The organism is Allobosea sp. GW821-FHT09G06, from assembly GCF_059416005.1.
The window spans coordinates 103,071-129,253 of record NZ_JBWKOI010000001.1; the positions used below are offsets into that span (position 1 = coordinate 103,071).

Sequence of the window (26,183 nt, forward strand, 5' to 3'; positions counted from 1 at the left end):
CGGGGCCCGTCTCCCCGCCCTGTTCCGATCCGCGAGCCCGGGAGCCCTTCGTGCCGGTTGAATTCCGCTCTTCATCTTGCCTTGCGCGCAGGGCTGTGCCGAGGGTCGAGCCGGAGCCGAATCATCTGGACGGGCAGGGCCGCATCCCCATGGCAGCGCGCAGGACGCAAGCGTCGTTTTCGAGCCTGCGAGGCTTCCTGGCGGCTTGCCTGCTCCTCGTGGCCATGGCCTTCGCGGTGGCCGGTTCGGCCCTGGCCCAGACGGCGCCCGATCCGGGCAGCCTGCGCGCCCGGCTGGACAATGTCCGCGCCGATCTTGCCCAGATCGAGACGACGCTGGCCTCGCCCGATCCGACCGACGCCGAATTGCAGCGGCAGCGCCTGCGCCTGCAGCCCTCGCTCGACCAGCTGCGCCTGATCATCGACGAGCAGACGCCACGCGTCGACCAGGCCAAGCTCCGGGTCGACCAGCTCGGCCCCAAGCCGGAGGCCAACGCTCCGGCCGAAAGCGCCGAGATCGTCCGCGACCGGGAGGCGCGGGCCAAGGCCTTCGCCGATGCCGACGAGACGCTGAAGCTCGCCAAGGCCTCGCTGCTCCAGGCCGAGCATCTGCAAAGCAGCATCGGCGACAAGCGCCGTGACATCTTCGCCAAGCAGCTGTTCGCGGCCGGGCCTTCCGTGGCGAATCCGGAAGTCTGGAGCAATGCGGTCGCGACTGCACCGGAGGACCTGCGCGCCTCCGGCTATATCTTCGGCGGCTGGCTGGAAGGGGTCAGGGACGCCTTCTCCGGCACGCGCGGCACGGTCGTCGCCTTCGCCCTGATGGGGGCGATCCTGCTCTATTGGGCGCGCGCGCGCTATCTGCCGCGCTTCAAGGCGCGCTTCAGCAATACGCAGGACACCGGCAACCTGCACTGCCTCTATATCGCACTCGCCCATATCGTCGCCGGTGCGGCGCCACCCGTGCTGGCGAGCTGGCTGATCTACAAGGCGCTGAACACCACCGGCCTGCTGCCACCGCGCATCCAGCCGGTGATCTGGGCGGTCGTCGTCGGTCTCGCCTTCTTCGCCTTCGTGCAGGCGCTCGCAGATGCTCTGTTCGCGCCGTCGAGCCCGCAGCGCCGCCTCGTCAAGGTGATGGATACGACGGCGCGCAGCGTCGTCTGGATCGCAAGCTCGCTCGCGGCGGTGATGTCGGTCGGCAAGGTCTTCGAGGCCTGGCTGCAGGCGATCGCTGCCGGCCTCGCCATCTCGATCATCGTGAAGGCTTTCTTCGCCATCCTGTTCGCGCTCGCCCTGATTGCCGGGCTCTACCAGATCCGCGATGACGAGGAGGTCGAGCAGGAGGCCTGTCTCGGCCCCTATGTCCCGGTGGACGGCGCGAGCCTCGGTCCGGTGCGCATCTTCGGCTGGGTCATCGGCTTCGGCATCATCACGGCCACGCTCACCGGCTATGTCATCTTCGCCGCCTTCCTGGCCGAGCAGGCGCTTTGGGTCGGGATCGTCGCCTGCCTGTTCCTGCTGGTCTTCCAGTTCATCGATCTCGGCATTCCCCGGCTCTTCGGCGGCAAGGGGCGCTTCGCGCTGACGTTGAAGGCGGGCATGGGCCTGCGCGCGGCCACGCTCGACAAGATCTCGGTCATCGGCGTCGGCGTGCTGAAGCTTCTGCTGATCGCGGTGACCGTGCTGCTCGTGCTGGCGCCCTGGGGGCTGGAATCGAGCGATTTCCTGGTTTCGCTTCGGGCCGCCTTCTTCGGCTTCCAGGTCGGCGGCGTCACGATCTCGCTCTCGACCATCGTCGTCGGCGCGATCGTCTTCGCGATGGGCATCGGCGCGACGCGTGCGATGCAGCGTTGGCTCGAGAACCAGTTCCTGCCGACGACGGCGCTCGATCCCGGCCTGCGCAACTCGATCACCACGGCGGCCGGCTATGTCGGCTATATCGCTGCGGCGGCGATCACTGTCTCGGCGGTGGGCCTGAGCCTGGAGCGCCTGACGCTGGTCGCCTCGGCGCTGTCGGTCGGTATCGGTTTCGGCCTGCAATCGGTGGTGTCGAATTTCGTCTCGGGCCTGATCCTGCTCTGGGAGCGGCCGATCCGCGTCGGCGACCAGGTCCTGGTCGGCGACATCGAGGGCATCGTGAAGCGCATCAATGTGCGCTCCACCGAGATCGCGACATTCGACCGGGCGACCGTGATCGTCCCGAACTCGAACCTGATCTCCGGCGTGGTGCGCAACCGCGTCCGCAACGACCGGACCGGGCGCGTGCTGATCGCGCTCACCGTGCCGCGGACGCTCGATGCCGGCCAGGTACGTGCGATGCTGTCCGAAGTCGCCTCGAACCATGGCGACGTCATGCAGAAGCCGCCGCCGGCCGTGATGTTCAAGAAGCTCGGCACCACGACGATGGATTTCGAGCTGGTCTGCGTGGTCGGCGACGTCGAGATCACGGGCCGCGTCAACAGCGACCTGAATTTCGCGATCCACAAGCGCCTCGCCGAGATGGAGCCGGCCGCCGCCGTGCCCGAGCTGATGGTGCGCGGGCTGGAAGGCGTCGAGCACTCGCTCGGGAGCATCGCCGAGGCGGTCGGGCGGGGAGAAGGCGCGCGCAGCCGCGTGAAGCGGGAGGCGCCGAAGCCGGCCCCGGCCAGCTCGGCCCGCCGTACGCGCAAGCCGGTTGCGGTGGAGGAGTCCGAGGAGGAGGAAGCCGAGGCCAGCAAGCCCGCTCCCGCCCCGGCGCCCGAGCCTGCCAAGGACGACAGCAAGGAATGATCGGATGCCCAGCCTTTTCCGCCGCGCCGCAATTTCGCGCGCGATGACCTGCCCGGCCGCGCTTGCCGGCGCCCTTGCGATCCTTGGCGTTGCCGGTTGCGCCGAGCCGCAGCGGCAGGGCCAGCCCGCCTTCTATCGCGATCTCGGCTCGGCCTCGGCGCAGGTCGACACGGAGCAGGCACGGGCGATGATCTCGGCCTATCGGCTCAATGCCGGGCTCGGGCCCCTCGTGCTCGATCCCGAGCTGGTCGAGGCGGCCCGGCGCGAAGCCACAGCCATGGCCGGCTCCGACAAGCCCGCCCAGGCCGATGCGGTCAAGGCGCGCCTCGCCCGCGAGGGGCAGCCGGGGGCGGAAGCCAATCTCTCGGCCGGCTATCGCCGTCTCGCCGAAGCCTTCTCGGGCTGGCGGGATTCGCCGCAGCACGATCGCGTCATGAAGGATGCCAAGGCGAAGCGCATGGGCATCGCCACAGCCTATGCGCCGGGCTCCAAATATCAGGTCTACTGGGCGCTGATCGTCGCACCCTGACGGGCGGGCGAGATCGCGCGATCGATTGCGCGGATCGACTTAGCCGACGGCTTGGACAACCAATGGTTGTGTATTTACGGTTATGCAACCATATGCAACCTATTCTTGTGCCCATCCGATAATTCCCGCAACGGGATTGTCCTGGAGGGGTGCCGATGTCACGCCGTCCGCTTGCGCTCGTCGTTCTGGTTGCCGCCTTGTCTCCCGGCATGGCCAGCGCCCAGTCGGGCGGTCTGATCGATGTCTGCACCGGGCTCGGCGTCGATCTCCCGGTGCTCCAGCCGGTCACCAACGCAGCCTCCGGGCTGCTCGGTGGCCTGCTCGATCCCGTGTTGAACGGTCTCATCGGCGAGGTGAACCTCAACCTGCGGGACACGCTGAGCGGCCGGAATATCGGCCTCAGCATCCGCGACCAGAACGGCAACCTCGTCACCTTGCCGGGCAACTGCAAGCTCAAGGCGGACAGCGTCACGGTCGAGGGGCCAGGCGGCATCGCCATCGGCGGCGGCGAGGTCAGCGGGCTCGGCAGCACGGCGAGCCCCAAGGCCAGCGCGGCGGACCCGAACGCCATCGCCTTCGGCCATGGCGCCATGACCTCCGGCGCCGCGACGGGCGCGATCGCGATCGGCCTGCGCGGCGCGGTGACGGCGGCGGATGGCGTCGCGATCGGGCGCGACAGTGCGGTCTCGGCTGCGGGCGGCATCGCGTTGGGCGCGGGTTCGGTTGCGTTGCGGGGCGGGCTGGCCGGGTCGAGGGAGGCCTTCAGCGGGACGGCGGTCGCTTCGACGCAAGGCGCGCTTTCGATCGGCGCGGCCGGGAACGAGCGCCAGATCACCCATGTCGCCGGGGGCACGCAGGACACCGACGCGGTCAATCTGCGCCAGCTCCGCTCCGTCGCCAACAGCTCGGCCTCGGCGTTGGGGGGCGGGGCAGGCTTCGATGCGAACGGCAATTTCACCGGGCCGCGCTATGTCTTGCGCAGCGGCATCTATTCGAATGTCGGGGCGGCGCTCACCGCGCTCGACCAGCGCATCGACGATGTCGCGGCCTATGCGCGTGAGGGGCGGCGCGAGGCGCGGCAGGGCGTCGCGGCGGCGATGGCGATGACGGGGGCGGCGATGCCATCCCAGCCCGGCAAGACGAGCTGGAGTGGCAATACCGCGACCTACAAAGGCGAATGGGCGGCCGGTTTCGCCGTGGCGCATCGGCTCGATGTGCCCTTTCCCGTCGCGATCAATGCCGGCATCAGCCTGGCCAGCAACAGCTTCGGCGGTGCCCGTTTCGGCGTGAGCGGCGAGTTCTGAAGGCGGGGCGCTCGAGACCCTCAGTCGACGACCGGAAGGCTCCCGCCAGATCCTGTCAGCGGTGGCGCCTCCGGCCTCTTAACCGAAGCCGTCCGTGCCGCTAGCTTGCGCTCATGCCTCCGCGTCCACGCAAGCCGATCTCCGTCACCGCCGAACAGGCCCGCCGTATCTGGCTCCAGGCCCAGCGCCTGGACCGGCGCGACCCTTTCGGAGCGGGGCCGGAAGCGGCGCGTGCCGCGATCGAGCATCTCGGCTATGTCCAGATCGACACGATCAACGTGATCGAGCGCTGCCACCATCATATCCTCTATGCCCGCATCCCCTCCTATCGCCGGGCCGACCTCGCCCATCTGCAATCGGCCGGGAAGAGCGTCTTCGAATACTGGACGCATGCGCTGGCCTACGTGCCGTCTCGCGACATCCGCTATTTCCTGCCGGCGATGAAGGCGCATCGCGAGGAGCCGAAGCGCTGGTCGGCGGTCGGGGCCCGCGAGGAGACGCGCAAGCTTCTGCGCCGCATCCGCAAGGACGGGGCCCTGTCGATCCGCGATATCGAGGAGGAACTGATCGAGAAGGCTCATCTCTGGGCCAGCAAGAAGCCGTCCAAGGGCCTGCTGGAACGGGCCTTCTACGACGGCGAGCTCGCGATCTCGGCGCGTGCGGGCATGGTCAAGACCTATGAGTTGTTCGACCGGCATTTCCAGTGGGAGAAGAAGCCGACGCCAGCGAGCGAGCGGCAGATCACGGCCTATCTGCTCGACCGGGCGCTGACGGCGCAGGGGCTGGTCAGCCTCGATTCGATCTGCCATCTCGACGCGCCCTCGAAGAAGGCGGTAGCCGAGCTGATCGCGGCCCGCGTCAAGCGCAAGGAGCTTGTCCCCGTTGCGGTAGAGGGCGCCGGCAAGACGCAGCACTGGGCTCGCGCGGCCGTGCTGGAACCTCTCCCCGCGCCGGAGGAGACGCTGATCCACCTCCTCTCGCCCTTCGATCCGCTGATGATCCAGCGCAAGCGGGCGAAGCTCCTCCTCGACTACGCCCATGTCTTCGAGGCCTATCTGCCGAAGGAGAAGCGGGTCTACGGTTATTTCGGCCTGCCGGTGCTGGCGGGCGAGCGCGTCGTGGCGGTGCTCGACCTCAAGACTGACCGGGCGGCCGGCAAGCTCCTGATGCAGCAATGGACCTGGCTGGAGGGCTGTGAGACGCCGGCGCTGAAGGTGGCGATCGAGGAGGAGCTGCAGCGCTTCGAGCGTTTCCAGCTCGCGCTCGACGAGGTGGCGGTGGAGCCATTGCCCGAGATCACAAAAATGCCGGCTTGATCGTCGCTGTTGCCCGCTCGGGGAGCAGGGCGGGCAAGCGGATGACGAGGATAGCGCGACCGGCGCCCTGTGCCCGCGGCAGGATTGCAGCCTAAGCTATGGCAATGGCGGTCTCGGCACGGTTCTCGATGCCTGCTCCGGGCCTGCCGATCGCCGCGATCCTGCATGCTGCGCTGCTCGCCTGGCTGGCCTCGGTCGCGATCCAGACTTTCGAGACGGCTCCCATCACCGAGCAGAGCGTCGAGGTCGAATTGCAGACGCCCGAGGAATTCGAGGCGCTGACCCGGCCGAAGCCGCCGCCGGTTGCCGCTCCCGTACCCGCGGCACCGACCTCGCCTGAGGCTCTTCCGAAGCCGGATGAGCCTGCGCCCTTGCCGCAGCCGCCTGCGGCGAGTGCCCAGCGGACCCCTGTCGAGGCGGACGGCATGATCCATCCGCCGCGCATGCTGTCGCAACGCGTGCTCGCCGATCCGCGCAGCCGGGAGACCGTGGCCATGTTGCCGAGGCTCGCGCCGGAAGAACGTGTCGAACAAATCTGCGGCCTGGAGGCGATGGGCCAGATCCATGACTGGCAGCGCGATTTCGAGCCGGATCGCGTCACGACCTATGCGCTGGCCGGCACGAAGCTATCAGGGCGGGTCCTGACGGCGGAGGGCGCCGCCTTCCGCAGCCGCCGGCGCTGGTATGGCCTGCGCTTCGCCTGCACCGTCTCGCCCGATCTGAAACGCGTCACGGCCTTCGCCTTCCATGTCGGCGAGCCGATCCCGAGGGAGCGCTGGGAGGCTCTCGGCCTCCCAGCGGTGCATTGAACTCAGGCGCCGAGCAGGTCGATCAAGGGCGGGATCAGCGGTTCGTCGGCGGGCGGCATGGCGAGATCGCGTAGCTTGCCGGGGCGGACCCATTTCAGCGCCTGGCCCTCACGCGACATGGCCGTGCCCTGCCAGCGCCGGCAGATATAGAGCGGCATCAGCAGGTGGAATTCGGGATAGGCATAGCTGGCGAAAGTCAGCGGCGCGAGGCAGTCCTCCTTCACGGTGATGCCGAGTTCCTCCGAGAGCTCGCGGATCAGCGCGGGCTCCGGCCGCTCGCCGGGCTCCAGCTTGCCGCCCGGGAATTCCCACAGGCCCGCCAGCGCCTTGCCTTCCGGGCGCTGGGTGACGAGGACGCGGTTGTCGGCATCGATCAGGGCGCAGGCGACGACGAGAAGCAGTTTCACGGGGAACTCAGTTGCCGGAGAGGATGACCTGGACGGGCTCGGTTTCCTTGCCCGTCAGCGTGACGCTGTCATAGACCGAGCCGCCCTCGCGGGTGAAGGCGGTTTCCTCGCCCCAGATCACCTGCGTGGTCAGGAAATAGCTGCCGGGGGCGACCTTCTCGAAGGCGAAGCGGCCATTGGCCTCGGCCTTGGTCGTGCGGGTGTATTCTGAATAGGCGGGATCGACGCTGTCGTCGCGCGGATAGGCGCTGTGGGGCACGTATTTGGCCTTGCCGTAGAAATTGGCGAAGCGCTCGCGCGCGAACGCCGTATCGGGAATGAGGCGCACGACCTGCCCGGCGGCGTTGACGACCACACCGCTCGGCTTGGTGCGGAAGGCATGGCCGGTGATGACGCCCGTGCCGGTCTTCTTGATGAAGGCGGCTTCCTCCGTGGAGAAGGCGACGGTCGCGGGCTTGCGCTCGACGCAGCCCGTCATGATGACGGCGGCCAATATGGCTGCCGCGACAACCCCGATCCTCATGCAGCCCCCACCCGACGCGGCGCCATCGTCACCAGGAAGACGCCGATCAGGATGATGCAACCGGCGGCGATCTGCCGCAACTCCAGCGTTTCGCCGAGGACGAGCACGCCCATGGTCGCGGCGACAGTCGGCACGAGATAGCCGGTCATCGCCGCGCGCGTCGGGCCGGCGGCCCGGATCAGGCGCATGAACACCGTCATCGGGATGGCCGTGCAGAAGATGCCGAGCGCGAGCAGGGCGATCCAGTGGTCGCGCAGGGGCAGGAAGGCGGCTGGCCCGGCGAAGGCCAGGGCCAGGAGCGAGGCGCTGAGCCCGGAGACGACCTGCTGGCCGAGCGCGAGGCGCATCGGGTCGCCGGCCGGGGCGGGGACCGCGCGGACATAGATGTTGCCGGTTGCATAGCTCAACATGGTCGCGACCATGGCCAGCACGCTGAGCGCGGTGCCGCCACCCTCGAACAGGCGCGGGCCGATCAGCAGGGCGACGCCGGCGAGACCGATCAGGATGCCGACGAGGCGGCGCCCGCTCAGGCGCTCTTCGGCGAAGATCAGATGCGCGACGATGGCGGTGATCAGCGGCCCCGCTGCCTGGATCATCGCGGCCGGGCCGCTGGCGAGCTGGATCAGGGCGTAGGCGATCAGGATATTGGGGATCCAGCCATTGGTCGCGCCGAGGATCAGCCAGTGGCGGATCTCGTGGCGGCGCGGCAACGGGCTCTGGCCGAGCCAAAGCAGCCAGAGCGAAAGCGAGACCGCGCCGAGCAGACCGCGCCCCGCCGCGATGGCGAAGGGCGAGACCTGTCCGGCCATCAGCTTGATGAACAGGAAGCTGGAGCCCCAGAAGAAGGCCGTGACGAGCAGATGGGTGGCGATGAAGCCGCGGCTCGGCTCGGGCGCGGCCGAAGCCTCAGGAGCGGTAGTCGCCATTGATCTCGACATAGGCCTTGGTCAGGTCGCAGGTCCAGACCGTGGCCTTGCCGCGTCCCAGCCCGAGATCGGCGGTGATGACGATCGAGTCGCCCTTCATGTAGTCCGACACGGCCAGCTCGTCATAGGACGGTGCGCGCGCGCCCTGCTTGGCCACGACGATGTCGCCGAAGCCGATATCGAGCCTGTCGCGATCGGCCGGCTCGCCGGCCTTGCCGACGGCCATGACGACGCGGCCCCAATTGGCGTCCTCGCCGGCGATGGCGGTCTTGACCAATGGCGAATTGGCGATGGAGAGCGCGACGCGCTTGGCCGAGCGGGCGGACGTCGCGCCGCTGACGCGCACCTCGACGAATTTGCGGGCGCCTTCGCCGTCCTTGCAGACGAGATGGGAGAGCTCGAGCAGGATCGCGTTCAGCGCGCGCTTGAAGCCCGAAAGCCTGTTGTCGTTGATCTCGGTGATGGCCGGCACGCCGCGCTCGGCTGCCTTGCCGGTGGCGAACAGCATCAGCGTGTCCGAGGTCGAGGTGTCGCTGTCGACGGTGACCGCGTTGAACGAGCCCTTCACGCCCTTGGAGAGCAGGGCCTGGAGCACGGGGGCCGCGATCGGGGCGTCGGTGAAGACGAAGGAGAGCATCGTCGCCATGTCCGGCGCGATCATGCCGGCGCCCTTGGCGATGCCGGCGATGACGACCTCCTTGCCGTCGATCTTGGCCTTGCGAGTCAGGGCCTTCGGGAAGGTGTCGGTGGTCATGATCGCGCGGGCGGCGTCGATCCAGGGACCGTCGGCGGCGCGCTTGGCGCATTCGTCGAGCACGCCCTTGAACTTGGTCGCGTCGAGCGGCTCGCCGATCACGCCGGTCGAGGCGATGAAGACCTCATGGGGCTTGCAAGCCGCCGCCTTGGCGGCGATCTCGGCGGTGAGCTTGACCGCGTCACGGCCCTTCAGGCCGGTGAAGGCGTTGGCATTGCCGGAATTGACGACGACGGCGCGGGCAGAGCCTTGCTTCAGGTTCTCGCGGCACCAGTCGACCGGAGCGGAAGGGCATTTCGAGCGGGTAAAGACGCCGGCGACCTGCGTGCCCTCGTCGAGCAACGCGAACCAGACGTCCTGGCGACCCTTGTAACGGATGCCGGCCTCGGCCGTGGCGAAGCGCACGCCCGGGATCGGCGGAACCTTGGGCTGGCGCTTCGGCGCGAGCGGGGAAACGGGGACATCCTTGCCGGCCATCGGGCTTCCTCCTGCGGAGCGCTGCTGGAGGACCGGCGAATCGTGCGTTCGCCGGGCAGCGCGTCTCGTTCGAGAGCCCCTCTGCCGCAGGCCGATGACGAAAACAAGAAGGGCGGCCGCAAGGGCCGCCCTATAAAATGAAGATCTCCGTCATGCTCGGGCTCGACCCGAGCATCTCCGGGTAGAGATTCTCGGGTCTGCGCTGCGCTTAGCCCGAGAATGACGGCCCTAAATCAGTTCTTCTTCGGCTCGGCCGGCTTGGCGGCGTCCGCAGCCGGCTTGTCGAGGCGCTCGACCTTGGCCTTCTCGCGCATGGCCAGGACGAGGTCCTGCTGGGCCTTGCGCTCGAGATACTGGTCGATCTGCGGCTTCACCGCGGCGAAATCCGGCAGCGGCTTCGAGCGCTTGTCCTCGAGCTTGATGATATGCCAGCCGAACTGGCTCTTCACCGGCTCGGAAACCTCGCCCTTCTTCAGCTTGAAGGCGGCTTCGGCGAATTCCGGCACCATGCGGTCCTTGGTGAACCAGCCGAGATCGCCACCTTCCTTGCCCGAGCCCGGGTCTTTGGAGAGTTCGGCCGCGACCTTGGCGAAGTCCTCGCCCTTCTTCAGCCGCTCGACCGCAGCCTTGGCCTGCGCCTCGTCCTCGACGAGGATGTGGCGGGCATGAGCCTCTTCCTCGGGCGTCATCGCCTTGGTGGTGTCGTCGAAGAGCTTCTTGGCGGCCTCAGCGGTGACGGCCTTCTTGCCCTCGCGGGTCAGGTATTCGTCGAGCAGCACCTTCTCGCGGTAATAGGCGAGGCGGGCGGCGAAATCGGGAGTATCGCCGATCTTGGCCTCGGCCGCGGCCTTGGCGCCGAGCTTGAGATCGACGAGATAGTTGATGACTTCGTCGCGCTTGCGCTCCTCGGGGAGCTGGGCAAGGCGCTCGCCGAGATCCTCGCTCGCGAGCTGGATGTCCTTCTCGGTGATGGCGATGCCGTCGACCTTGGCGACAACCTTGTCGGCCTGGGCGAAGGCCGGGCCCGCCAGCAGCGCGAAGCCGAGGACGGCAATGAAACGGGCTGAGTTCATGAATGACGGCCTTTCGCGGAAACCGAGGCGATTTGACGGCTGCACTGCCCGATGAACGCGGCAAAGGCAAGGCGGTTCAGGCGATTGCGGCCGGCCGATCACGCCGCTTTGCACCGGCCCGGATGCCGCAGCGTCCGATGATCTTGGCCGGGGCTCTTGGAAGCGGGGCGGAAAAACCCCACATCGGGAGCCGAATTCACTTGCCGTTTCGCTGCCTATTGGTCGAAACGCACGCTGGACCCTGCCCGCGCTCGCGTCTAAACACGCGGTCGCATTTCGAGAATACCGAACCTCCGGTTCGCGCGCGACTTTGACGATACGCGCCGGCCGGGGGCTCAACGCATCACCTGAAAGGCCCAACATGCTTGGCGCGCTCGCAAAGAAACTCTTCGGCTCGTCGAATGACCGCCGCGTCAAGGGCTATCAGCCCCGCGTCGCCGCGATCAACGCGCTGGAGACAGAGATCGCCGCGCTGAGCGACGAGGCCCTGAAGGCGCGCACCGAGGAATTCAAGAAGCAGATCACGGAGGGCAAGAAGCTCGACGACCTGCTCGTGCCGGCCTTCGCCACGGTGCGCGAGGCGGCCAAGCGCGTGCTCGGCCAGCGCCCCTATGACGTGCAGCTCATCGGCGGCATGGTGCTGCACGAGGGCGCCATCGCCGAGATGAAGACCGGCGAAGGCAAGACGCTGGTCGCGACCCTGCCGACCTATCTCAACGCGCTTGAAGGCAAGGGCGTCCATGTCGTCACCGTCAACGACTACCTCGCCCGGCGCGACGCCGAGTGGATGGCGAAGCTCTACAATTTCCTCGGCCTGACCGTCGGCATCATCGTGCACGGCCTCGACGACGAGGAGCGCCAGCGCGCCTATGCCTGCGACATCACCTACGGCACGAACAACGAGTTCGGCTTCGACTATCTCCGCGACAACATGAAATACGACGTCGCGCAGATGAGCCAGCGCGGCCACCATTTCGCGATCGTCGACGAGGTCGACTCGATCCTGGTCGACGAGGCCCGCACGCCGCTGATCATCTCCGGTCCGCTCGACGACAAGTCGGAGCTCTATGTCTCGATCGACAAGGTGCTGCCAGGTCTCGTCCCCGCCGATTACGAGGTCGACGAGAAACAGCGCACGGTGGCGCTGACCGAGGCCGGCAACGACCATATCGAGGAATTGCTGCGCGAGGCCGGGCTCCTGAAAGAGGGCGACCTCTATGACGCCCACAACGTCACGCTGGTCCACCACGTCAACCAGGCGCTGCGCGCGCATTCGCTGTTCACCCGCGACAAGGACTATATCGTCCGCGGCGACGAGGTCGTGATCATCGACGAGTTCACCGGCCGCATGATGCCGGGCCGGCGTTATTCGGAAGGCCTGCACCAGGCGCTGGAAGCCAAGGAGCATGTCACCGTCCAGCCCGAGAACGCGACGCTGGCCTCGATCACCTTCCAGAACTATTTCCGCCTCTACAAGAAGCTCGCCGGCATGACCGGCACGGCGGCGACCGAGGCTGACGAGTTCTTCCAGATCTACAAGCTCGAGGTCGTCGAGATCCCGACCAATGTCCCGATCGCCCGCAGGGACGAGGATGACGAGGTCTACCGTACCTTCGAGGAGAAGGTGCGCGGCGTCATCCGCGAGATCCAGGCCGCGCAGGCCAACGGCCAGCCGCTGCTGGTCGGCACCACCTCGATCGAGCGCTCCGAGCTGATCGCCGAGATGCTGGAGAAGGAGGGCTACAAGCTCCTCGACTTCACCGATCCCAAGGCGCTGGAGCCGATCTATCAGGCGGCGCGCGAGGGCCGGACGATCAAGGCCTTCGCCGTGCTGAACGCGCGCTTCCACGAGCAGGAAGCCTATATCGTCGCGCAGGCCGGCGTGCCCGGCGCGATCACCATCGCCACCAACATGGCCGGCCGCGGCACTGACATCCAGCTTGGTGGCAATGCCGACATGCGGATTTCCCACGACCTCGCCGGCATCGAAGAGGGCCCGGAGCGCGACGCGAAGGCGGCAGCCATCCGCGCCGAGGTCGCCGATTTCAAGCAGCGCGTGCTCAAGTCCGGCGGCCTCTACATCGTCGGCACCGAGCGCCATGAGAGCCGGCGCATCGACAACCAGCTGCGCGGCCGCGCCGGCCGCCAGGGCGATCCCGGCCGCTCGAAGTTCTTCCTGTCGCTGCAGGACGACCTGATGCGCATTTTCGGTTCCGACCGGATGGACGGCATGCTGACCAAGCTCGGCCTCAAGGAGGACGAGGCGATCGTCCATCCCTGGATCAACAAGGCGGTCGAGAAGGCGCAGGGCAAGGTCGAGGCGCGCAATTTCGACATCCGCAAGAACATCCTGAAATACGACGACGTCATGAACGACCAGCGCAAGGTCGTGTTCGAGCAGCGCCGCGATTTCATGAAGCAGGCGAGCGTGCGCGAGACCATCGACGACATGCGCCATGGCGTTGTCGAGGATGTCGTCGCCCGCCACATCCCCGAGGAGGCCTATCCCGAGCAGTGGGACAGCGCCGGCCTCAAGCAGGAGGTGATCCAGCATCTCAATCTCGATCTGCCGATCGAGGACTGGGCCAAGGAAGAAGGCATCGCCGACAGCGAGATCCGCGAGCGCATCCGCAAGCTCGCCGACGAGGACTATGCCGGCCGCATCGAGCGCAATACCGACGAGGTCATGACCTATGTCGAGAAGCAGGTGCTGCTGCAGTCGCTCGACCACCTCTGGCGCGAGCATCTGGTCACGCTCGACCATCTCCGCCAGGTCATCGGCTGGCGCGGGCTTGCCCAGCGCGACCCGCTGCAGGAGTACAAGCAGGAGGCCTTCGAGCTGTTCGACGGGCTGATCGGCCATCTGCGCCAGCAGGTCACCGGCCATCTCTCGCGCATCGAGGTGCGCTTCGACCAGCCCGAGGACCAGGCGCCGACGCAGGCGCAGGACGGCGCGGGCTCGGGCTTCGGCGATTATGGCGCGACCGGCGTGCAGTACGCCGCGACCGATGCCGATACCGCCGTGCTGGACCGGAACCCGGAAGACCCCAAGAGCTGGGGCAAGGTCGGCCGCAACGAGCCTTGTCCCTGCGGCTCCGGCAAGAAGTTCAAGCACTGCCACGGCCAGTTCGCCTGAGGCACTGCCGTCCTGAATGCGTTCGATGCCCGGCCCTGTGCCGGGCATCGTCGTTTTGGGGCATTCGATTGTCGATGAAACCGCATCGTCATCCGGACAAGCCGCGAAGCGGCGCTGATCCGGGATCCATCATAGAGCTCCGGAGCCTTACGATGGATTCCGGGTCAAGCCCGGGATGACGACGTGATTCCGAGGACAATCGACAAGCCCTCGCGGTCTGCCCGGCTCGTCCTGCGCTGGATCGACGCATCAATTATCCGAGCCCTATTTACGCCTCGGTAACACTCTCCTTTCCAAGTTGGCCGCGATGAAAGGAGATGAGACCATGTTCAAGACAGCGCTTTCGGCCGCCTGCCTCACCATCCTGGCGGGCACGGGCGTACAGGCGGCGAGCCCCCAGTCATTGGGTCAGTTCGGCAACTGGAATGCTGCCACTTACGCAAAGGGTGATCTGGCGCGTTGCTTCATCATGAGCAAACCCTCGTCGGAGGAGCCGTCGAATTTGCGTCATGGCGAAGTCTTTTTCTTTGTCCAGACCGGCGATAAGGCCTCGGATACGGAATCGAGCTTCCAGACGGGCTATGACTTCGCCCGGGACTCGGTGGTCACCGTCACGATCGGCGATGACAGCTTCCGCATGCTGACCGAGGGCAGCAATGCCTGGCTCGAGCGGCTGGAGCGGGAGCCGGCGCTGCTGGCCGCGATGCGCGCGGGCAGCACCATGACGCTCGAAGCGCGCTCGCTGCGCGGCAACGTCACGACCTATCAGTTCTCGCTCGCGGGCGTGACCGCTGCGTCGCGCATGCTGGCCCGCTGCGATACCAACGCGACGCAGAGCTGACGTCGGTTTCGGGGCGAGCCGTCGTTGCGGATGGCTCGCCCTGCGCTACCCGCGCTTGCATACGGCCCTCGCAAACGCCAGTTTGAGAACTAGATGAGCAGGACGGCGCACCGCGCCGCTGGGGGACGCGATGGATTTGTCGGGCTTCAATATCTCCGTGATCGTCATCGTCGTGGTGATCGTCATGGCGATCGGCCTCGGCGTCCGCACCGTCCCGCAGGGCTATAATTACACCGTCGAGCGCTTCGGCCGCTATTCGCGCACGCTGGGTGCCGGTCTCGGCCTGATCTGGCCCTGGATCGACCGCATCGGGCACAAGGTGAATGTCATGGAGCAGGTGCTCGACATTCCCTCGCAGGAGGCGATCACCAAGGACAATGCCGGCGTGCGCATCGATGCCGCCGCCTTCTTCCAGGTGCTCGACGCGGCCAAGGCCTGTTACGAGGTCGCCTCGCTCAACGACGCGCTGATGGTCCTGACCATGACCAATATCCGCACCGTCGTCGGCTCGATGGACCTCGACCAGCTCCTGTCGCATCGCGACGAGATCAACGAACGTCTGCTGCGCGTGATGGATGCCGCCGCCTCGCCCTGGGGCGTCAAGGTCACGCGCATCGAGATCAGGGATATCCTGCCGCCGGCCGATATCGCCGGCGCGATGAACCGGCAGATGAAGGCCGAGCGCGAGAAGCGCGCCGCCGTGCTCGAAGCCGAAGGTTTGCGGCAGGCGGAGATCCTGAAGGCCGAGGGTCAGAAGCAGTCGCAGATCCTTGCCGCCGAAGGCCGCAAGGAAGCGGCGCTGCGTGATGCCGAGGCCCGCGAGCGGCTGGCGCAGGCCGAAGCGGCGGCGACGGCCATGGTTTCGGAAGCGATCAGTCGCGGTGACATCCAGGCCGCCAACTTCCTGATCGCGGAGCGCTATACCGACGCGCTGAAAGCGATCGCGTCGAGCCAGAACAGCAAGGTTGTGATCGTGCCGATCGAAGCCGCGTCGCTCGCCGGCACGGTCGGCGGCATCGCGCAGCTCACCAAGGCCGTCTTCGGCGAAGATGCGACGGCGCAGCGTCGTGGCGGGACCGGCTCGGTTCCGACCTCCGGCCGTCCGGGCGCGTGAGCGGAGGCCGACGTGCTCGAAGGACTTGCGAATTTGGGCGGCTGGAGCTGGGCCATTCTCGGTCTCGTACTGATCGGCGGCGAGATGCTGGCGCCGGGTGTCTTTCTGATCTGGCTCGGGTTGGCGGCGCTCGTCACGGGTGCGGTCGTCGGTCTCTTCGGGCTCGGCTGGCAGGCGGCCTGTATCGTCTTTGCGATTCTCGCCATCGCATGCGTCGCCGCAGGACGGCTGCTCACCCGCCGCAAGGCCGAGGAGCCGGATGCCGCGACGGGGCTCAATGATCGCGGCCGCCAGCTGATCGGCAAGGTCTTCCGGCTGGAGACGACGATGGCGGGCGGCGAGGGGCGCGTGCGCGTCGGCGATTCGTCCTGGCGCATCGTCGGCCCGGAACTGCTGGCTGGAGCCGAGGTCAAGGTCGTCAGGGTCGAGGGCTCGACGCTGGTCGTCGAGAAGGCCTGAAGCCCGTCATGAGGTTTTTGCATCGGCTGCGCGGTTTTTCGTAGCAGCGTTGCGTTCAGGACGTTGGCCTCCTGCGTTGCGAGGACTATAGCAACCGCTCCTCCATGAGCGTGACCTCCATGACCACCGCCAGCGAACGCCTTTCCCTTCCGAAGGACCGCATCAAGGTCCTGCTGCTGGAAGGTATCAACGATTCCGCCGTCGAGCTCCTGGAGCAGGCCGGCTACAGCAATCTCGAAAGACTGCCGAAGGCGCTCGATCGCGAGGCGCTGCTCAAGGCGATCCAGGGCGTGCACGTGCTCGGCATCCGCTCGCGCACCCAGCTGACGCCGGAGATCTTCGCCGGGGCCGACCGGCTCTTCGCCGTCGGCTGCTTCTCGGTGGGCACCAATCAGGTCGATCTGGAGGCCGCGCGCCTGCGCGGCGTGCCGGTGTTCAACGCGCCGTTCTCGAATACGCGCAGCGTCGCGGAGCTCACCATCGGCGAGATCGTCATGCTGCTCCGGCGCATTCCGGACCGCTCGCGCGATGCCCATCAGGGCGGCTGGGACAAGTCGGCCAACGGCTCCTTCGAGGTGCGCGGCAAGACGCTCGGCATCGTCGGCTATGGCAATATCGGCAGCCAGCTTTCGACGCTGGCCGAGGCGATGGGCATGCGCGTGATCTATTACGATCACACCGACCGCCTGCGCCACGGCAATACCGAGCCGACCATCAGCCTCAACGCCCTGCTGGGCGCCGCCGATATCGTCTCGCTGCATGTGCCGGAGACGGCGCAGACGGCGGGGATGATCGGCGCGGCGCAGATCGCGGCGATGAAGAAGGGCGCCTATCTCATCAACAATTCGCGCGGCACTGTCGTCGATCTCGACGCGGTCGCGGCCGCACTGAAGAGCGGCCATCTGGCGGGCGCGGCGGTCGACGTCTTTCCGATCGAGCCGGCCTCCAATGCCGAGCGCTTCGTCACACCGCTGCAGGGCCTCTCCAACGTGATCCTGACGCCGCATATCGGCGGCTCGACCGAGGAAGCGCAGGAGCGCATCGGCGCCGAGGTCGCGCGCAAGCTCGTCGATTATTCCGATGTCGGCTCGACCGTCGGCGCGGTCAATTTCCCGCAGGTGCAATTGCCGGCGCGCCCGATCGGCACGCGCTTCATCCATGTCCAGCGCAACGTGCCGGGCATGCTGCGACGGCTGAACGACGTCTTCGCCAACCGGCAGGTCAATATCGCCGCTCAGAACTACCAGACCGATGGCGAGGTCGGTTATGTCGTGATGGAAGCGGACGGCGTGTCGAGCAACGAGGCGCGCGACATCCTGCGCGAAATCCGTGTCCTCGACGGCACGATCCGCGCGCGCCTGCTCTACCAGCGCGACTGAGCCTCAGGCCTTCTTGGCCTTGGCGCCGGGCTTGATCGGCGTCTGCGTCGCCACGGGGTCGCTGGCGGGGAAGGTGTCCTTCAGGGCCCGGTTGAGTTCGGCATCCTTGCCGTGCTCGCGCGCGGCCTTGCGCTGCTCCTTCTGCTCCTGGCGCAGGCTTTCCTTGGCGGGATTGGCGGTGGCGGTCATGGTCACTCCCTTCGGTGTGGCTATCTCGGAGAGGGAACGCGGCAGGGGCACAGCCGTTCCGCCAGAACGCCAGCGCAGGCGCGCCATGACGAAGCGGGCCGCCCTCTGGACCGGGCCGGCCAGCCTTCCCATCTGGTGAAGCTACGTCGTTCCGCCGGGCCTATCCCGACGCCAGCCAGCAGGGGCCGTCATGGTCGCGATCTCCGTCCTCGATCTCGTTCCCGTCGTCGAAGGGGAGGGGCCGCGCGAGGCGCTGCTGAAATCCACGGACCTGATCCGCCATGCCGAGCGGCTCGGCTACACCCGCTACTGGGTGGCCGAGCATCACAACATGGTCGGCATCGCCAGCGCGGCGACCTCGGTGGTGATCGGGCAGCTCGCCGCCGCGACCAGCACGATCCGCGTCGGCGCCGGTGGCATCATGCTGCCGAACCATGCGCCGCTCGTCATCGCCGAGCAGTTCGGCACGCTGGAGGCGCTGTTTCCGGGGCGTATCGATCTCGGCCTCGGCCGCGCGCCGGGGACCGACCAGCTGACGCTCCGGGCGCTGCGCCGCAACCCGATGTCTTCCGACAGCTTCCCGCAGGACGTGCTCGAATTGCAGGCGCTGTTCGCGCCGGCCGGGCCGAACCAGGCGATCCGCGCTGTGCCGGGCGAGGGGCTGAACGTCCCGCTCTGGATTCTCGGGTCGAGCCTGTTCGGCGCGCAGCTCGCAGCCGAGCTTGGGCTGCCCTACAGCTTCGCCTCGCATTTCGCGCCGGATGCGTTGATGCAGGCGCTCGCTGTCTATCGCGAACGGTTCAAGCCGTCCGAGCAACTGGCGGCGCCGCATGCGATGCCGGGCATCAATGTCGTGGCGGCCGATACCGACGAAGAGGCGCGCTATCTCGCGACCTCGCTGCAGCAGCGCTTCGTCGGCATGGTCCGTGGCGCGCGGGGCAAGCTCCAGCCGCCGATCGACGATATCGAGCAGTACTGGTCGCCGGCCGAGAAGGCGCATGTCTCGGGGATGCTGCGCTACGCCTTCATCGGCTCGCCGGAGACGCTGAAGCGGACCCTCGGCGCCTTCGTGCGCGAGACCCGTGCGGACGAGATCATGATCACCGCGCCGATCTTCGACCATGACAAGCGCAAGCGCTCGTTCGAACTCGTGGCCGGGATCGCGAGCGAACTCGGGCGATAAGGCTTTCGCCCTGACGAAGCTGGCTGCTGCCAGCGGGCAGCAGTGCCACCGCAGCTTTAATAATATTGAAAGTCATTTGCATTTATATTGCAAATGAGAATGATTTTCTTTTAGCCGCTTTTGCAATTGGCTGACGGCATTGCTATGGCAAGGCATGACCGAGACTGACCGGCGCATTGCCGTTTTCGAGAGCCAGCTGAAGGGGGCCGGGCTGCGCATGACGCAGCAGCGACGGTTGATCCTGCGCGTGCTGGCCGAAGCCGACGATCACCCCGATGCGAAGGGGATTTTCACCCGCGCCTTCGCACATGATCCGACGCTGTCGCTCTCGACCGTCTACCGGACGATGAAGGTGCTGGAATCGCAAGGTGCGATCGAGCGCCACGCCTTCGAGGACGGCATCTCGCGTTACGAGCATGCCGACCAGGAGCATCACGACCACCTGATCGATGTCGATTCGGGCGAGGTGATCGAGTTCTCCTCGGACGCGATCGAGGAGCTGCAGCGCCGGATCGCGGCGGAGCTCGGCTATGAGCTCGTCCGCCATCGCCTCGAGCTCTACGGTCGCAAGAAGCAGCCGGCGCGCCGGGGTGGCCGCAAGACCTCGTGAGGTCGCGGCTCAGCCGTCGACGACGTCGTTGTACTCGGGGTGCTTCGCGATCCAGCCCTTGAGGAACTCGCAGCGCACCACGGCCTTGCGCCCGCTTGCGCGCAGCAATTCGAAGACGCCCTTCGCCAGTCTTGAGCCTATGCCTTGGCCGGCGAATTGCGTGGGCACCTCGGTATGGACCAGCACCAGACGCTCGCCATCGCGGCGATAGGCGACGAGCGCGGTGCCGCCGTCGAGCGTCAGTTCGAAGCGGTTCTGCCCGGGGTTCTCGACGACGTCCATGATTGAGGCTCCTTCAGATCACCCCTGCGCTTCGGCGCGCCAGGGATAGCTCCAGGTTTCGGTCAGCGTCTTGCCGCCGCTGCGGAGGAAGGCGCGCATCTCGGCGAGCTGGCCCGGCTCGACCACGACATCGACGAAGGCGCGGAAGCCCTCGGTCTTGCGGTTCGGTACGATGAAGGCGCGGTCGATCCGGCCATAGGCGATCGAGGGCACGATCTCCACCTTCTCCGGCTGCTTCAGGTAATAGTCGAGATCGCCGCCGGCAAAGTCGATGATGAAGCGGCGCGAGCCCTCGGTGACCGGCTCGCCCGAGCCCAGCGCCTTCGGCTTGGCCTGGTAGGTGTTGACCACGCGCCCGCCCGGGTGGAGATCGCCGGAATCGAGCATCGAGATCAGCTTGTAGCCGAAGGAGAATTCCTTGCCCGGCTCCAGCGGGGTCTTCGGTGCCCAGAGTGCGACGATGTTGTCGTTGGTTTCGTCGGTCGTCGGCATCTCGATCAGCTCGACGACGCCCTCGCCCCAGTCGCCCTGCGGCTCGATCCAGTAGGAGGGCCGCAGCTCATAGTTCAGGTCGAGATCCTGATAGTGCTCGAAGGTGCGGTCGCGCTGCATCAGGCCGAAGCCGCGGATGCTGCGCTCGACGAAGGAGGAGACGGCCTGCTGCTTGGGATTGCGCAGTGGGCGCCAGATCCACTCGCCGCTGCCGGAATGGATCATCAGCCCATCCGAATCGTGCAGTTCGCTGCGGAAATCGTCGAAGAAGCGCCGGTCGTTCTCGCCGGTGAAGAACATCGAGGTCAGCGGCGCAAGGCCGAGCTTCTCGATGGTCGTGCGCGGATAGAGCGTCGCCGCGACCTCCACCACCGTGTCCAGATCGGGATAGATGGTGAAGCGGTAGGCGCCGGTCACCGCCGGCGAATCGAGCAGGGTATGGATGATGACGCGCTCGGCATTGGCCGCCGGCTGCTCGATCCAGAATTCGCGGAAGACCGGGAATTCCTCGGCAGCCGTGCCCGCACCGATGGACAGGCCGCGAGCTGACAGGCCGTAGCGCTGGCCGCGGCCGAGCACCCGGAAATAGCTCGCCCCGATAAAGGAGATCAGCTCGTCGTAAACACGGGGGTCGTTGAGCGGGTAGTGCAGACGGAAGCCGGCGAAGCCGAGATTGACCGGCAGCGGTTTCTCGAACTTGACCTTGCCGTAATCGAACAGGTTCGCGGCATAGGGCACCGGCATGGGCACGCCGTCGCGCACGACGTTCACCGTGACCGGGCGGGTGAAGAGGAAGCCCGGATGGAACATCTGCATGCGGAAGGGCGAGCCGTTCTGCTGCAGCAAGGCGCGGTCGGGGCGGAAGCGGATGTCGCGCCAGGAATCGTAGTCGAGCTTGGCCAAAGCCTCCGGCAGCGGCGCGATCGGCTCATAGGGAACGGCGGCGATCTCGCGGGCGCGGCGCTGCACGTCCTCGAAGCCGAAGCGCGGCTGCGGCGCGGCGTTCTGGGGGGGCGGCGTCTGCGGCTGGCCTTGCGGCTGAGGCTGGGGGCGCGGCTGTTGCGCGAGCAGGACGGAAGGCGCCACTGAGAGGCAAAGCGCGGCTGAAAGTCCGCCCAGGACGCGGCGGCGGTCTGTCGTGGTCATGCGTGTTCCGTCTTCCCCGTTGCCCGGGCTTTTCAAGATAGGCGGCTAGCGAGAGTTAAGGCCATCGAATGGGGCCGGTCTAGGGCATCCGGCATTGACGGCAGATGAACATATCGCAAGGTGCCGCCGCTCCCGCATCGACCCCAGTTAAGTCGTAGCCGGCAAAGCGCTTTCCGCGGTTAGCCCGTTCCCGAATGGACGCGGATCGGCCCTGCAAAAAAATGCGGCTGCGGGTGCACAAAACACTTGTGGTCGGGGGCGAGCATCCGTATATCGCGTTCACCCAATTCGCACGTGCCTGTGGCCGCGTGCTGGTCGGTGGGCATCCGGACAAGAGGCCGGACAGCCGCCAGGGGTTGGAGGACGGATGGAGGGGATGGACATCCCTCAAATCACGCCTCCCGGTTTCCGCAAGGAGGCCGTTCCCCGACACAGACCGGCAGCCGGAGGCAAAACCGGCGAACCCCGAATCTCCACGGGGGACGCAGCTTAAAGCAACGACGGAGCGGGCTTTTTTGGTCTCGCCGGCTTTCCACAGGCCGGCACCGAAGAGGCTTGTCCTTCATTGCCGGCCGTGCGGGGTCTTCCCCAATCGAACGGTGTTTCGGGTCCGGACGGCTCGTCCGTTGTAGCAGGCGTCTCCACAGCGCCGCGCGACAGCGACGATTCACTCCGGCGATACATCGCATCGACGCCGCTTGCGTCGTAGGGGAGTCGCGTCTCATGACCGACCGCATCCGTGAGTTTCTTCGTACCCGCCGCGAGGACGGGCCCTGCGTCGTCATCGACACCGAAGTCGTGCGCGCCAACTATCATGCCTTCGCCCGTGCGTTGCCCGACACCCGCGTCTTCTACGCGGTGAAGGCCAACCCGGCGCCGGAGGTGCTCGCCCTGCTCGCCAAGCTCGGCTCCTGCTTCGATTGCGCCTCGGTCGTCGAGATCGAGCTCGCGCTCGCGGCCGGCGCCACGGCCGATCGCATCTCCTTCGGCAACACCATCAAGAAGGAGCGCGACGTCGTGCGCGCCATGGAGCTCGGCGTGCGCCTGTTCGCCGTCGACTGCACGGCCGAGGTCGAGAAGGTCGCCCGTTCCGCCGAGAAGACCGGCACGACCGACGCGCGCATCTTCTGCCGCATCCTCTGCGACGGTGCCGGCGCCGACTGGCCGCTCTCGCGCAAGTTCGGCTGCGTGCCCGAAATGGCCGCGGACGTGCTTGAGCACGGCCATCGCATGGGCCTCCTGGCCTATGGCATCTCGTTCCATGTCGGCTCGCAGCAGGCCAACGTGAACGCTTGGGATTCGGCCCTGGCTTCGGCCTCGGCGATCTTCAAGGAATGCGCCACCCGCGGCATCTCGCTGTCGATGGTCAACCTCGGCGGCGGCTTCCCGGCGCGTTACCTGAAGCCGATTCCGGGCGTGCCGTCCTATGGCGACGCGATCTTCCGGGCGCTGTCGAAGCATTTCGGCAACCAGCTGCCCGAGACGATCATCGAGCCGGGCCGCGGCATGGTCGGCGAAGCCGGCCTGATCGAGGCCGAGGTCGTGCTGATCTCGAAGAAGGCCGAAACGGACGAGGTCCGCTGGGTCTATCTCGATATCGGCAAGTTCAACGGTCTCGCCGAGACCATGGACGAGGCGATCCGCTACCCCATCCGCACCGTGCGCGATGGCGATGCGACGGTTCCCTGCGTGCTCGCCGGGCCGACCTGCGACTCGGTCGATGTCATGTACGAGAAGACCCCGTACATGCTGCCCTTCTCGCTGGAGATCGGCGACAAGGTGCTGATCGAGGGCACGGGCGCCTATACGACGACCTATTCGGCCGTCGCCTTCAACGGCTTCCCGCCGCTGAAGCAGTACGTCATCTGACGTCGGAGGGAACGCGAGTTCCCTCCTGATCCCATCGGGTCCGGCGAAGCGCCCTGTCTGAGACAGCAGGCTGCCCGGTCAAACGGGCGGAGCGTTCGTATCTCCAGAACGGAGATGCGGGCGTGGCTCCCGCCGGACCCCCTTCCACACAACTCATCCGCTAGATCATCCCGCGTCCTAACGGACGCGGTAAAGATGATCTAACCTATTGGTATCGCATCGGATTATTCCGAAAAGTGGGTTCCACTTTTCGGTCCGCTGCGGTGGCCGCGTCCGCGCGGCGCCTGGAAGGTCTGCGTGAATGCAGGCGCTCCGGCAGGAGGTGCGTCATGATCACGATCCGCGACGAGATCGCCAACGACATTCCCGCCCGCGAGGCGCTGCTCGACCGTTGCCTGGGCGAGCGCCGCACCGCCAAGTCGAGCGAGCGCCTGCGCGAGGGCCGTCTGCCGGCCGATGGCCTGGCCCTGACGGCCGAGCGCGACGGCGAAGTGCTGGCGACCGTCCGCCTCTGGCATGTGGAAGCCAATGGCGTGCCGGCGCTGCTGCTCGGCCCGCTTGCCGTGAAGCCCGAATTGCAGGGCGAGGGCCTCGGCAAGGCGATGATGCGCGAGGCGCTCTGGCGCGCGGCCTGCCGTGGCCATGGCGCCGTCATCCTCGTCGGCGATGCGCCTTATTACGCCCGGTTCGGCTTCGATCCGGCGCTGACGCGCGATCTCGCCATGCCCGGCCCGGTCGAGCGCGAGCGCTTCCTCGCGATCGAATTGCGCGACGGCGCGCTCGATGGCGCACACGGCGTGCTGGTTGCCAGCGGTGCTGTGATCCCTGCGGCCCTCGAAGCGGATGAGGTGGCGCAGGCCGCCTGATCCTTCAGACTCATCGTCATCGCGCCGTCATCGCCCGGCGCTTTCCATGCGTTCACCCGCGTGGAAGGCGTCCCCGGCGATTGACGGCGCGATTTTGCGCTCATACGACCCTTTCGACCTTTTTACCCCCAGAACCGAGGAGTTACAGAGAATGACGAATTGGCCCGTCTACGGCGAGATCACCGGCCCGATCGTGATGATCGGTTTCGGCTCGATCGGCCGCGGTACGCTGCCGCTGCTCGAACGGCACTTCAAGTTCGACAAGAGCCGCTTCGTCGTCATTGCTCCCGATGATTCCAACCGCCACCTGCTCGACGAGCGCGGCATCCGCTTCATTCAGGAAGCCGTCACCATCGAAAACTACAAGACGATGCTGGAGCCGCTGCTGACCGCCGGCGGCGGGCAGGGCTTCTGCGTCAACCTCTCCTGCGATACCGGCTCGCGCGACATCATGGAACTCTGCTCCAGTCTCGGCGCGCTCTATATCGACACGGTCAACGAGCCTTGGCTCGGCTTCTATTTCGACGAGAGCAAGGGGCCGGGCGAGCGCTCGAACTATGCTTTGCGCGAGATGACGCTGGCCGCCAAGCGCGCGCGCCAGCCGGGCTCGACGACGGCCGTCTCCTGCTGCGGCGCCAATCCCGGCATGGCCTCCTGGCTCGCCAAGAAGGCGCTGCTGAACATTGCCTCCGACATGCGCCTCAACGTGCCGCAGCCGAAGACCCGCGAGGAATGGGCCGGGCTGATGAAGCAGGTGGGCGTCAAGGGCATCCATATCGCCGAGCGCGACACGCAGCGTTCGAAGAACCCCAAGCCGCCGGGCGTCTTCGTCAACACCTGGTCGGTCGAGGGCTTCATCTCCGAGGGCGTTCAGCCGGCCGAGCTGGGCTGGGGCACCCATGAGACATGGATGCCGGAGAACGCCCGCACCCATGAGACGGGCTCGCAGGCCGCGATCTACCTGATGCAGGCCGGCGCCGAGACCAAGGTCAGGAGCTGGTGCCCGACGCCCGGCCCGCAATACGGCTTCCTGGTGACGCATAACGAGTCGATCTCGCTCGCCGACTATTTCACGGTGCGCGACGAGACCGGCAAGGCGATCTACCGGCCGACCTGCCACTACGCCTACCACCCGGCGAACGATGCGGTGCTCTCGCTGCACGAGATGTTCGGCAGCGGCCGCCCGCAGGAGGAGCACCATATCCTCGAGGAGGACGAGGTCGTCGACGGCATCGACGAGCTCGGCGTGCTGCTCTACGGCCACGACAAGGGCGCCTATTGGTTCGGCTCGCAGCTCTCGACGGAGGAAGCCCGCAAGCTCGCCCCCTACCAGACGGCGACCGGCCTGCAGGTCACCTCGGCCGTGCTCGCCGGCATGGTCTGGGCGCTGGAGAACCCGAAGGCCGGCATCGTCGAGGTCGAGGAGATGGATCTCGACCGCTGCCTTGCGATCCAGATGCCCTATCTCGGTCCGGTGAAGGGCTATTACACCGACTGGACGCCGCTCGATGGCCGCCCGGGCCTGTTCCCGGAGGATATCGACACCAGCGATCCCTGGCAGTTCCGGAACATCCTGGTTCGGTGACAGCTGTCATTTGAAGGGTGTCATCCCGTGCGCGCTGCGGCACGATAGTGCTGCGGCGCAGACACGGGACCGTTTTCAGGAAAGGGCGCTCTCCGATGCAGGGGGCGCCCTTTCGCTTGTAAGCGCCTTCTCGTCGCGCGGTC

The 26,183-nt window shown here is 66.8% G+C and carries 23 protein-coding genes; 15 read left to right on the top strand and 8 right to left on the bottom strand.

The annotated features are described in order from the left end of the window. The first annotated feature begins 149 nt into the window (after nucleotides 1-149). From AC07NY_RS00475 to AC07NY_RS00495, 5 genes are all read left to right on the top strand, one after another. Nucleotides 150-2,771: a DUF3772 domain-containing protein gene (locus AC07NY_RS00475; RefSeq protein ID WP_494580957.1), complete on the top strand. Its 2,622-nt coding sequence runs from the start codon at nucleotides 150-152 to the stop codon at nucleotides 2,769-2,771. Nucleotides 2,772-2,775: 4 nt separating this feature from the next. After that, nucleotides 2,776-3,300, top strand: coding sequence for a CAP domain-containing protein (locus AC07NY_RS00480; protein ID WP_494580959.1), 525 nt, complete (start codon nucleotides 2,776-2,778; stop codon nucleotides 3,298-3,300). A 155-nt stretch (nucleotides 3,301-3,455) separates the two neighbouring features. Continuing rightward, on the top strand, nucleotides 3,456-4,604 hold the full coding sequence (locus AC07NY_RS00485; RefSeq protein WP_494580960.1) for a hypothetical protein: 1,149 nt from the start codon (nucleotides 3,456-3,458) through the stop codon (nucleotides 4,602-4,604). A gap of 113 nt (nucleotides 4,605-4,717) precedes the next feature. Further along, the gene (locus tag AC07NY_RS00490) at nucleotides 4,718-5,920 is read left to right on the top strand and encodes a winged helix-turn-helix domain-containing protein (RefSeq protein ID WP_494580962.1); all 1,203 of its coding nucleotides are present in this window, start codon (nucleotides 4,718-4,720) and stop codon (nucleotides 5,918-5,920) included. 98 nt (nucleotides 5,921-6,018) lie between these two features. Continuing rightward, on the top strand, nucleotides 6,019-6,729 hold the full coding sequence (locus AC07NY_RS00495) for a DUF930 domain-containing protein (RefSeq protein WP_494580963.1): 711 nt from the start codon (nucleotides 6,019-6,021) through the stop codon (nucleotides 6,727-6,729). A 2-nt stretch (nucleotides 6,730-6,731) separates the two neighbouring features. Here the strand turns inward: AC07NY_RS00495 and mutT are convergent, their stop codons facing one another. The 5 genes from mutT to AC07NY_RS00520 all read right to left on the bottom strand — a co-directional run bounded on the left by mutT (nucleotide 6,732) and on the right by AC07NY_RS00520 (nucleotide 10,889). Next, nucleotides 6,732-7,136 carry an 8-oxo-dGTP diphosphatase MutT gene (gene mutT / locus AC07NY_RS00500; RefSeq protein WP_377842824.1) on the bottom strand — a complete coding sequence of 135 codons (405 nt, stop codon included), beginning with the start codon at nucleotides 7,134-7,136 and terminating at the stop codon, nucleotides 6,732-6,734. Between the two features lie 7 nt (nucleotides 7,137-7,143). Further along, entirely contained in the window at nucleotides 7,144-7,659 is a 516-nt protein-coding gene (locus AC07NY_RS00505; RefSeq protein WP_494580965.1) for a carboxypeptidase regulatory-like domain-containing protein, read from the bottom strand. Then, on the bottom strand, nucleotides 7,656-8,585 hold the full coding sequence (locus tag AC07NY_RS00510) for a DMT family transporter (RefSeq protein WP_494580967.1): 930 nt from the start codon (nucleotides 8,583-8,585) through the stop codon (nucleotides 7,656-7,658). Before AC07NY_RS00510 ends, AC07NY_RS00505 begins: the two co-directional genes overlap by 4 nt. Continuing rightward, complete coding sequence (gene argJ / locus AC07NY_RS00515) at nucleotides 8,566-9,816, bottom strand: bifunctional glutamate N-acetyltransferase/amino-acid acetyltransferase ArgJ (protein WP_494580968.1); 1,251 nt, start codon at nucleotides 9,814-9,816, stop codon at nucleotides 8,566-8,568. The genes AC07NY_RS00510 and argJ overlap by 20 nt, the downstream gene beginning before the upstream one ends. 233 nt (nucleotides 9,817-10,049) lie before the next feature. Beyond that, complete coding sequence (locus tag AC07NY_RS00520; RefSeq protein WP_492285977.1) at nucleotides 10,050-10,889, bottom strand: peptidylprolyl isomerase; 840 nt, start codon at nucleotides 10,887-10,889, stop codon at nucleotides 10,050-10,052. 361 nt (nucleotides 10,890-11,250) lie between these two features. Here AC07NY_RS00520 and secA point away from each other — a divergent pair, with 361 nt between their 5' ends. The 5 genes from secA to serA all read left to right on the top strand — a co-directional run bounded on the left by secA (nucleotide 11,251) and on the right by serA (nucleotide 17,818). Then, nucleotides 11,251-14,025, top strand: coding sequence for a preprotein translocase subunit SecA (gene secA, locus AC07NY_RS00525; RefSeq protein WP_494580971.1), 2,775 nt, complete (start codon nucleotides 11,251-11,253; stop codon nucleotides 14,023-14,025). 325 nt (nucleotides 14,026-14,350) lie between these two features. After that, nucleotides 14,351-14,866, top strand: a complete 516-nt coding sequence (locus AC07NY_RS00530; RefSeq protein ID WP_492285975.1) for an invasion associated locus B family protein — start codon at nucleotides 14,351-14,353, stop codon at nucleotides 14,864-14,866. A gap of 130 nt (nucleotides 14,867-14,996) precedes the next feature. After that, on the top strand, nucleotides 14,997-15,980 hold the full coding sequence (locus AC07NY_RS00535) for an SPFH domain-containing protein (RefSeq protein WP_494580973.1): 984 nt from the start codon (nucleotides 14,997-14,999) through the stop codon (nucleotides 15,978-15,980). 12 nt (nucleotides 15,981-15,992) lie between these two features. Then, the gene (locus AC07NY_RS00540) at nucleotides 15,993-16,439 is read left to right on the top strand and encodes an NfeD family protein (RefSeq protein WP_494580974.1); all 447 of its coding nucleotides are present in this window, start codon (nucleotides 15,993-15,995) and stop codon (nucleotides 16,437-16,439) included. 119 nt (nucleotides 16,440-16,558) lie between these two features. Continuing rightward, complete coding sequence (gene serA, locus AC07NY_RS00545; protein ID WP_494580975.1) at nucleotides 16,559-17,818, top strand: phosphoglycerate dehydrogenase; 1,260 nt, start codon at nucleotides 16,559-16,561, stop codon at nucleotides 17,816-17,818. A gap of 3 nt (nucleotides 17,819-17,821) precedes the next feature. Here serA and AC07NY_RS00550 read toward each other — a convergent pair whose 3' ends face one another. After that, nucleotides 17,822-18,007, bottom strand: a complete 186-nt coding sequence (locus AC07NY_RS00550; RefSeq protein ID WP_492285971.1) for a hypothetical protein — start codon at nucleotides 18,005-18,007, stop codon at nucleotides 17,822-17,824. A gap of 190 nt (nucleotides 18,008-18,197) precedes the next feature. On the opposite strand from AC07NY_RS00550, the gene AC07NY_RS00555 reads away from it, so the two are divergent. Both AC07NY_RS00555 and AC07NY_RS00560 read left to right on the top strand, forming a co-directional pair. Beyond that, on the top strand, nucleotides 18,198-19,190 hold the full coding sequence (locus tag AC07NY_RS00555; protein WP_494580977.1) for an LLM class flavin-dependent oxidoreductase: 993 nt from the start codon (nucleotides 18,198-18,200) through the stop codon (nucleotides 19,188-19,190). A 154-nt stretch (nucleotides 19,191-19,344) separates the two neighbouring features. Continuing rightward, the gene (locus AC07NY_RS00560) at nucleotides 19,345-19,800 is read left to right on the top strand and encodes a Fur family transcriptional regulator (RefSeq protein WP_257733573.1); all 456 of its coding nucleotides are present in this window, start codon (nucleotides 19,345-19,347) and stop codon (nucleotides 19,798-19,800) included. A 9-nt stretch (nucleotides 19,801-19,809) separates the two neighbouring features. Here the strand turns inward: AC07NY_RS00560 and AC07NY_RS00565 are convergent, their stop codons facing one another. Together AC07NY_RS00565 and AC07NY_RS00570 are read right to left on the bottom strand one after the other, a co-directional pair. Continuing rightward, nucleotides 19,810-20,082 (bottom strand): GNAT family N-acetyltransferase, encoded by a 273-nt coding sequence (locus tag AC07NY_RS00565; RefSeq protein WP_494580980.1) that lies wholly within the window; start codon nucleotides 20,080-20,082, stop codon nucleotides 19,810-19,812. 18 nt (nucleotides 20,083-20,100) lie between these two features. Beyond that, a complete protein-coding gene (locus AC07NY_RS00570; RefSeq protein WP_494580982.1) occupies nucleotides 20,101-21,720 on the bottom strand; it encodes an OpgD/OpgG family glucan biosynthesis protein in 1,620 nt (539 codons plus the stop codon). A gap of 723 nt (nucleotides 21,721-22,443) precedes the next feature. On the opposite strand from AC07NY_RS00570, the gene AC07NY_RS00575 reads away from it, so the two are divergent. The 3 genes from AC07NY_RS00575 to AC07NY_RS00585 all read left to right on the top strand — a co-directional run bounded on the left by AC07NY_RS00575 (nucleotide 22,444) and on the right by AC07NY_RS00585 (nucleotide 26,040). Then, entirely contained in the window at nucleotides 22,444-23,589 is a 1,146-nt protein-coding gene (locus AC07NY_RS00575) for a type III PLP-dependent enzyme (RefSeq protein WP_257733579.1), read from the top strand. 329 nt (nucleotides 23,590-23,918) lie between these two features. Further along, entirely contained in the window at nucleotides 23,919-24,455 is a 537-nt protein-coding gene (locus AC07NY_RS00580; RefSeq protein ID WP_494580984.1) for a GNAT family N-acetyltransferase, read from the top strand. Nucleotides 24,456-24,606: 151 nt separating this feature from the next. After that, nucleotides 24,607-26,040: a homospermidine synthase gene (locus AC07NY_RS00585; RefSeq protein ID WP_494580986.1), complete on the top strand. Its 1,434-nt coding sequence runs from the start codon at nucleotides 24,607-24,609 to the stop codon at nucleotides 26,038-26,040. Nucleotides 26,041-26,183 lie beyond the last annotated feature (143 nt).

Coding starts and splice junctions, on each gene's coding strand:
- AC07NY_RS00475 (WP_494580957.1), top strand. CDS start 150: ATGGCAGCGCGCAGGACGCAAGCGTCGTTTTCGAGCCTGCGAGGCTTC.
- AC07NY_RS00480 (WP_494580959.1), top strand. CDS start 2,776: ATGCCCAGCCTTTTCCGCCGCGCCGCAATTTCGCGCGCGATGACCTGC.
- AC07NY_RS00485 (WP_494580960.1), top strand. CDS start 3,456: ATGTCACGCCGTCCGCTTGCGCTCGTCGTTCTGGTTGCCGCCTTGTCT.
- AC07NY_RS00490 (WP_494580962.1), top strand. CDS start 4,718: ATGCCTCCGCGTCCACGCAAGCCGATCTCCGTCACCGCCGAACAGGCC.
- AC07NY_RS00495 (WP_494580963.1), top strand. CDS start 6,019: ATGGCAATGGCGGTCTCGGCACGGTTCTCGATGCCTGCTCCGGGCCTG.
- AC07NY_RS00505 (WP_494580965.1), bottom strand. CDS start 7,659: ATGAGGATCGGGGTTGTCGCGGCAGCCATATTGGCCGCCGTCATCATG.
- AC07NY_RS00510 (WP_494580967.1), bottom strand. CDS start 8,585: ATGGCGACTACCGCTCCTGAGGCTTCGGCCGCGCCCGAGCCGAGCCGC.
- argJ (WP_494580968.1), bottom strand. CDS start 9,816: ATGGCCGGCAAGGATGTCCCCGTTTCCCCGCTCGCGCCGAAGCGCCAG.
- AC07NY_RS00520 (WP_492285977.1), bottom strand. CDS start 10,889: ATGAACTCAGCCCGTTTCATTGCCGTCCTCGGCTTCGCGCTGCTGGCG.
- secA (WP_494580971.1), top strand. CDS start 11,251: ATGCTTGGCGCGCTCGCAAAGAAACTCTTCGGCTCGTCGAATGACCGC.
- AC07NY_RS00530 (WP_492285975.1), top strand. CDS start 14,351: ATGTTCAAGACAGCGCTTTCGGCCGCCTGCCTCACCATCCTGGCGGGC.
- AC07NY_RS00535 (WP_494580973.1), top strand. CDS start 14,997: ATGGATTTGTCGGGCTTCAATATCTCCGTGATCGTCATCGTCGTGGTG.
- serA (WP_494580975.1), top strand. CDS start 16,559: ATGACCACCGCCAGCGAACGCCTTTCCCTTCCGAAGGACCGCATCAAG.
- AC07NY_RS00550 (WP_492285971.1), bottom strand. CDS start 18,007: ATGACCGCCACCGCCAATCCCGCCAAGGAAAGCCTGCGCCAGGAGCAG.
- AC07NY_RS00555 (WP_494580977.1), top strand. CDS start 18,198: ATGGTCGCGATCTCCGTCCTCGATCTCGTTCCCGTCGTCGAAGGGGAG.
- AC07NY_RS00560 (WP_257733573.1), top strand. CDS start 19,345: ATGACCGAGACTGACCGGCGCATTGCCGTTTTCGAGAGCCAGCTGAAG.
- AC07NY_RS00565 (WP_494580980.1), bottom strand. CDS start 20,082: ATGGACGTCGTCGAGAACCCCGGGCAGAACCGCTTCGAACTGACGCTC.
- AC07NY_RS00570 (WP_494580982.1), bottom strand. CDS start 21,720: ATGACCACGACAGACCGCCGCCGCGTCCTGGGCGGACTTTCAGCCGCG.
- AC07NY_RS00575 (WP_257733579.1), top strand. CDS start 22,444: ATGACCGACCGCATCCGTGAGTTTCTTCGTACCCGCCGCGAGGACGGG.
- AC07NY_RS00580 (WP_494580984.1), top strand. CDS start 23,919: ATGATCACGATCCGCGACGAGATCGCCAACGACATTCCCGCCCGCGAG.
- AC07NY_RS00585 (WP_494580986.1), top strand. CDS start 24,607: ATGACGAATTGGCCCGTCTACGGCGAGATCACCGGCCCGATCGTGATG.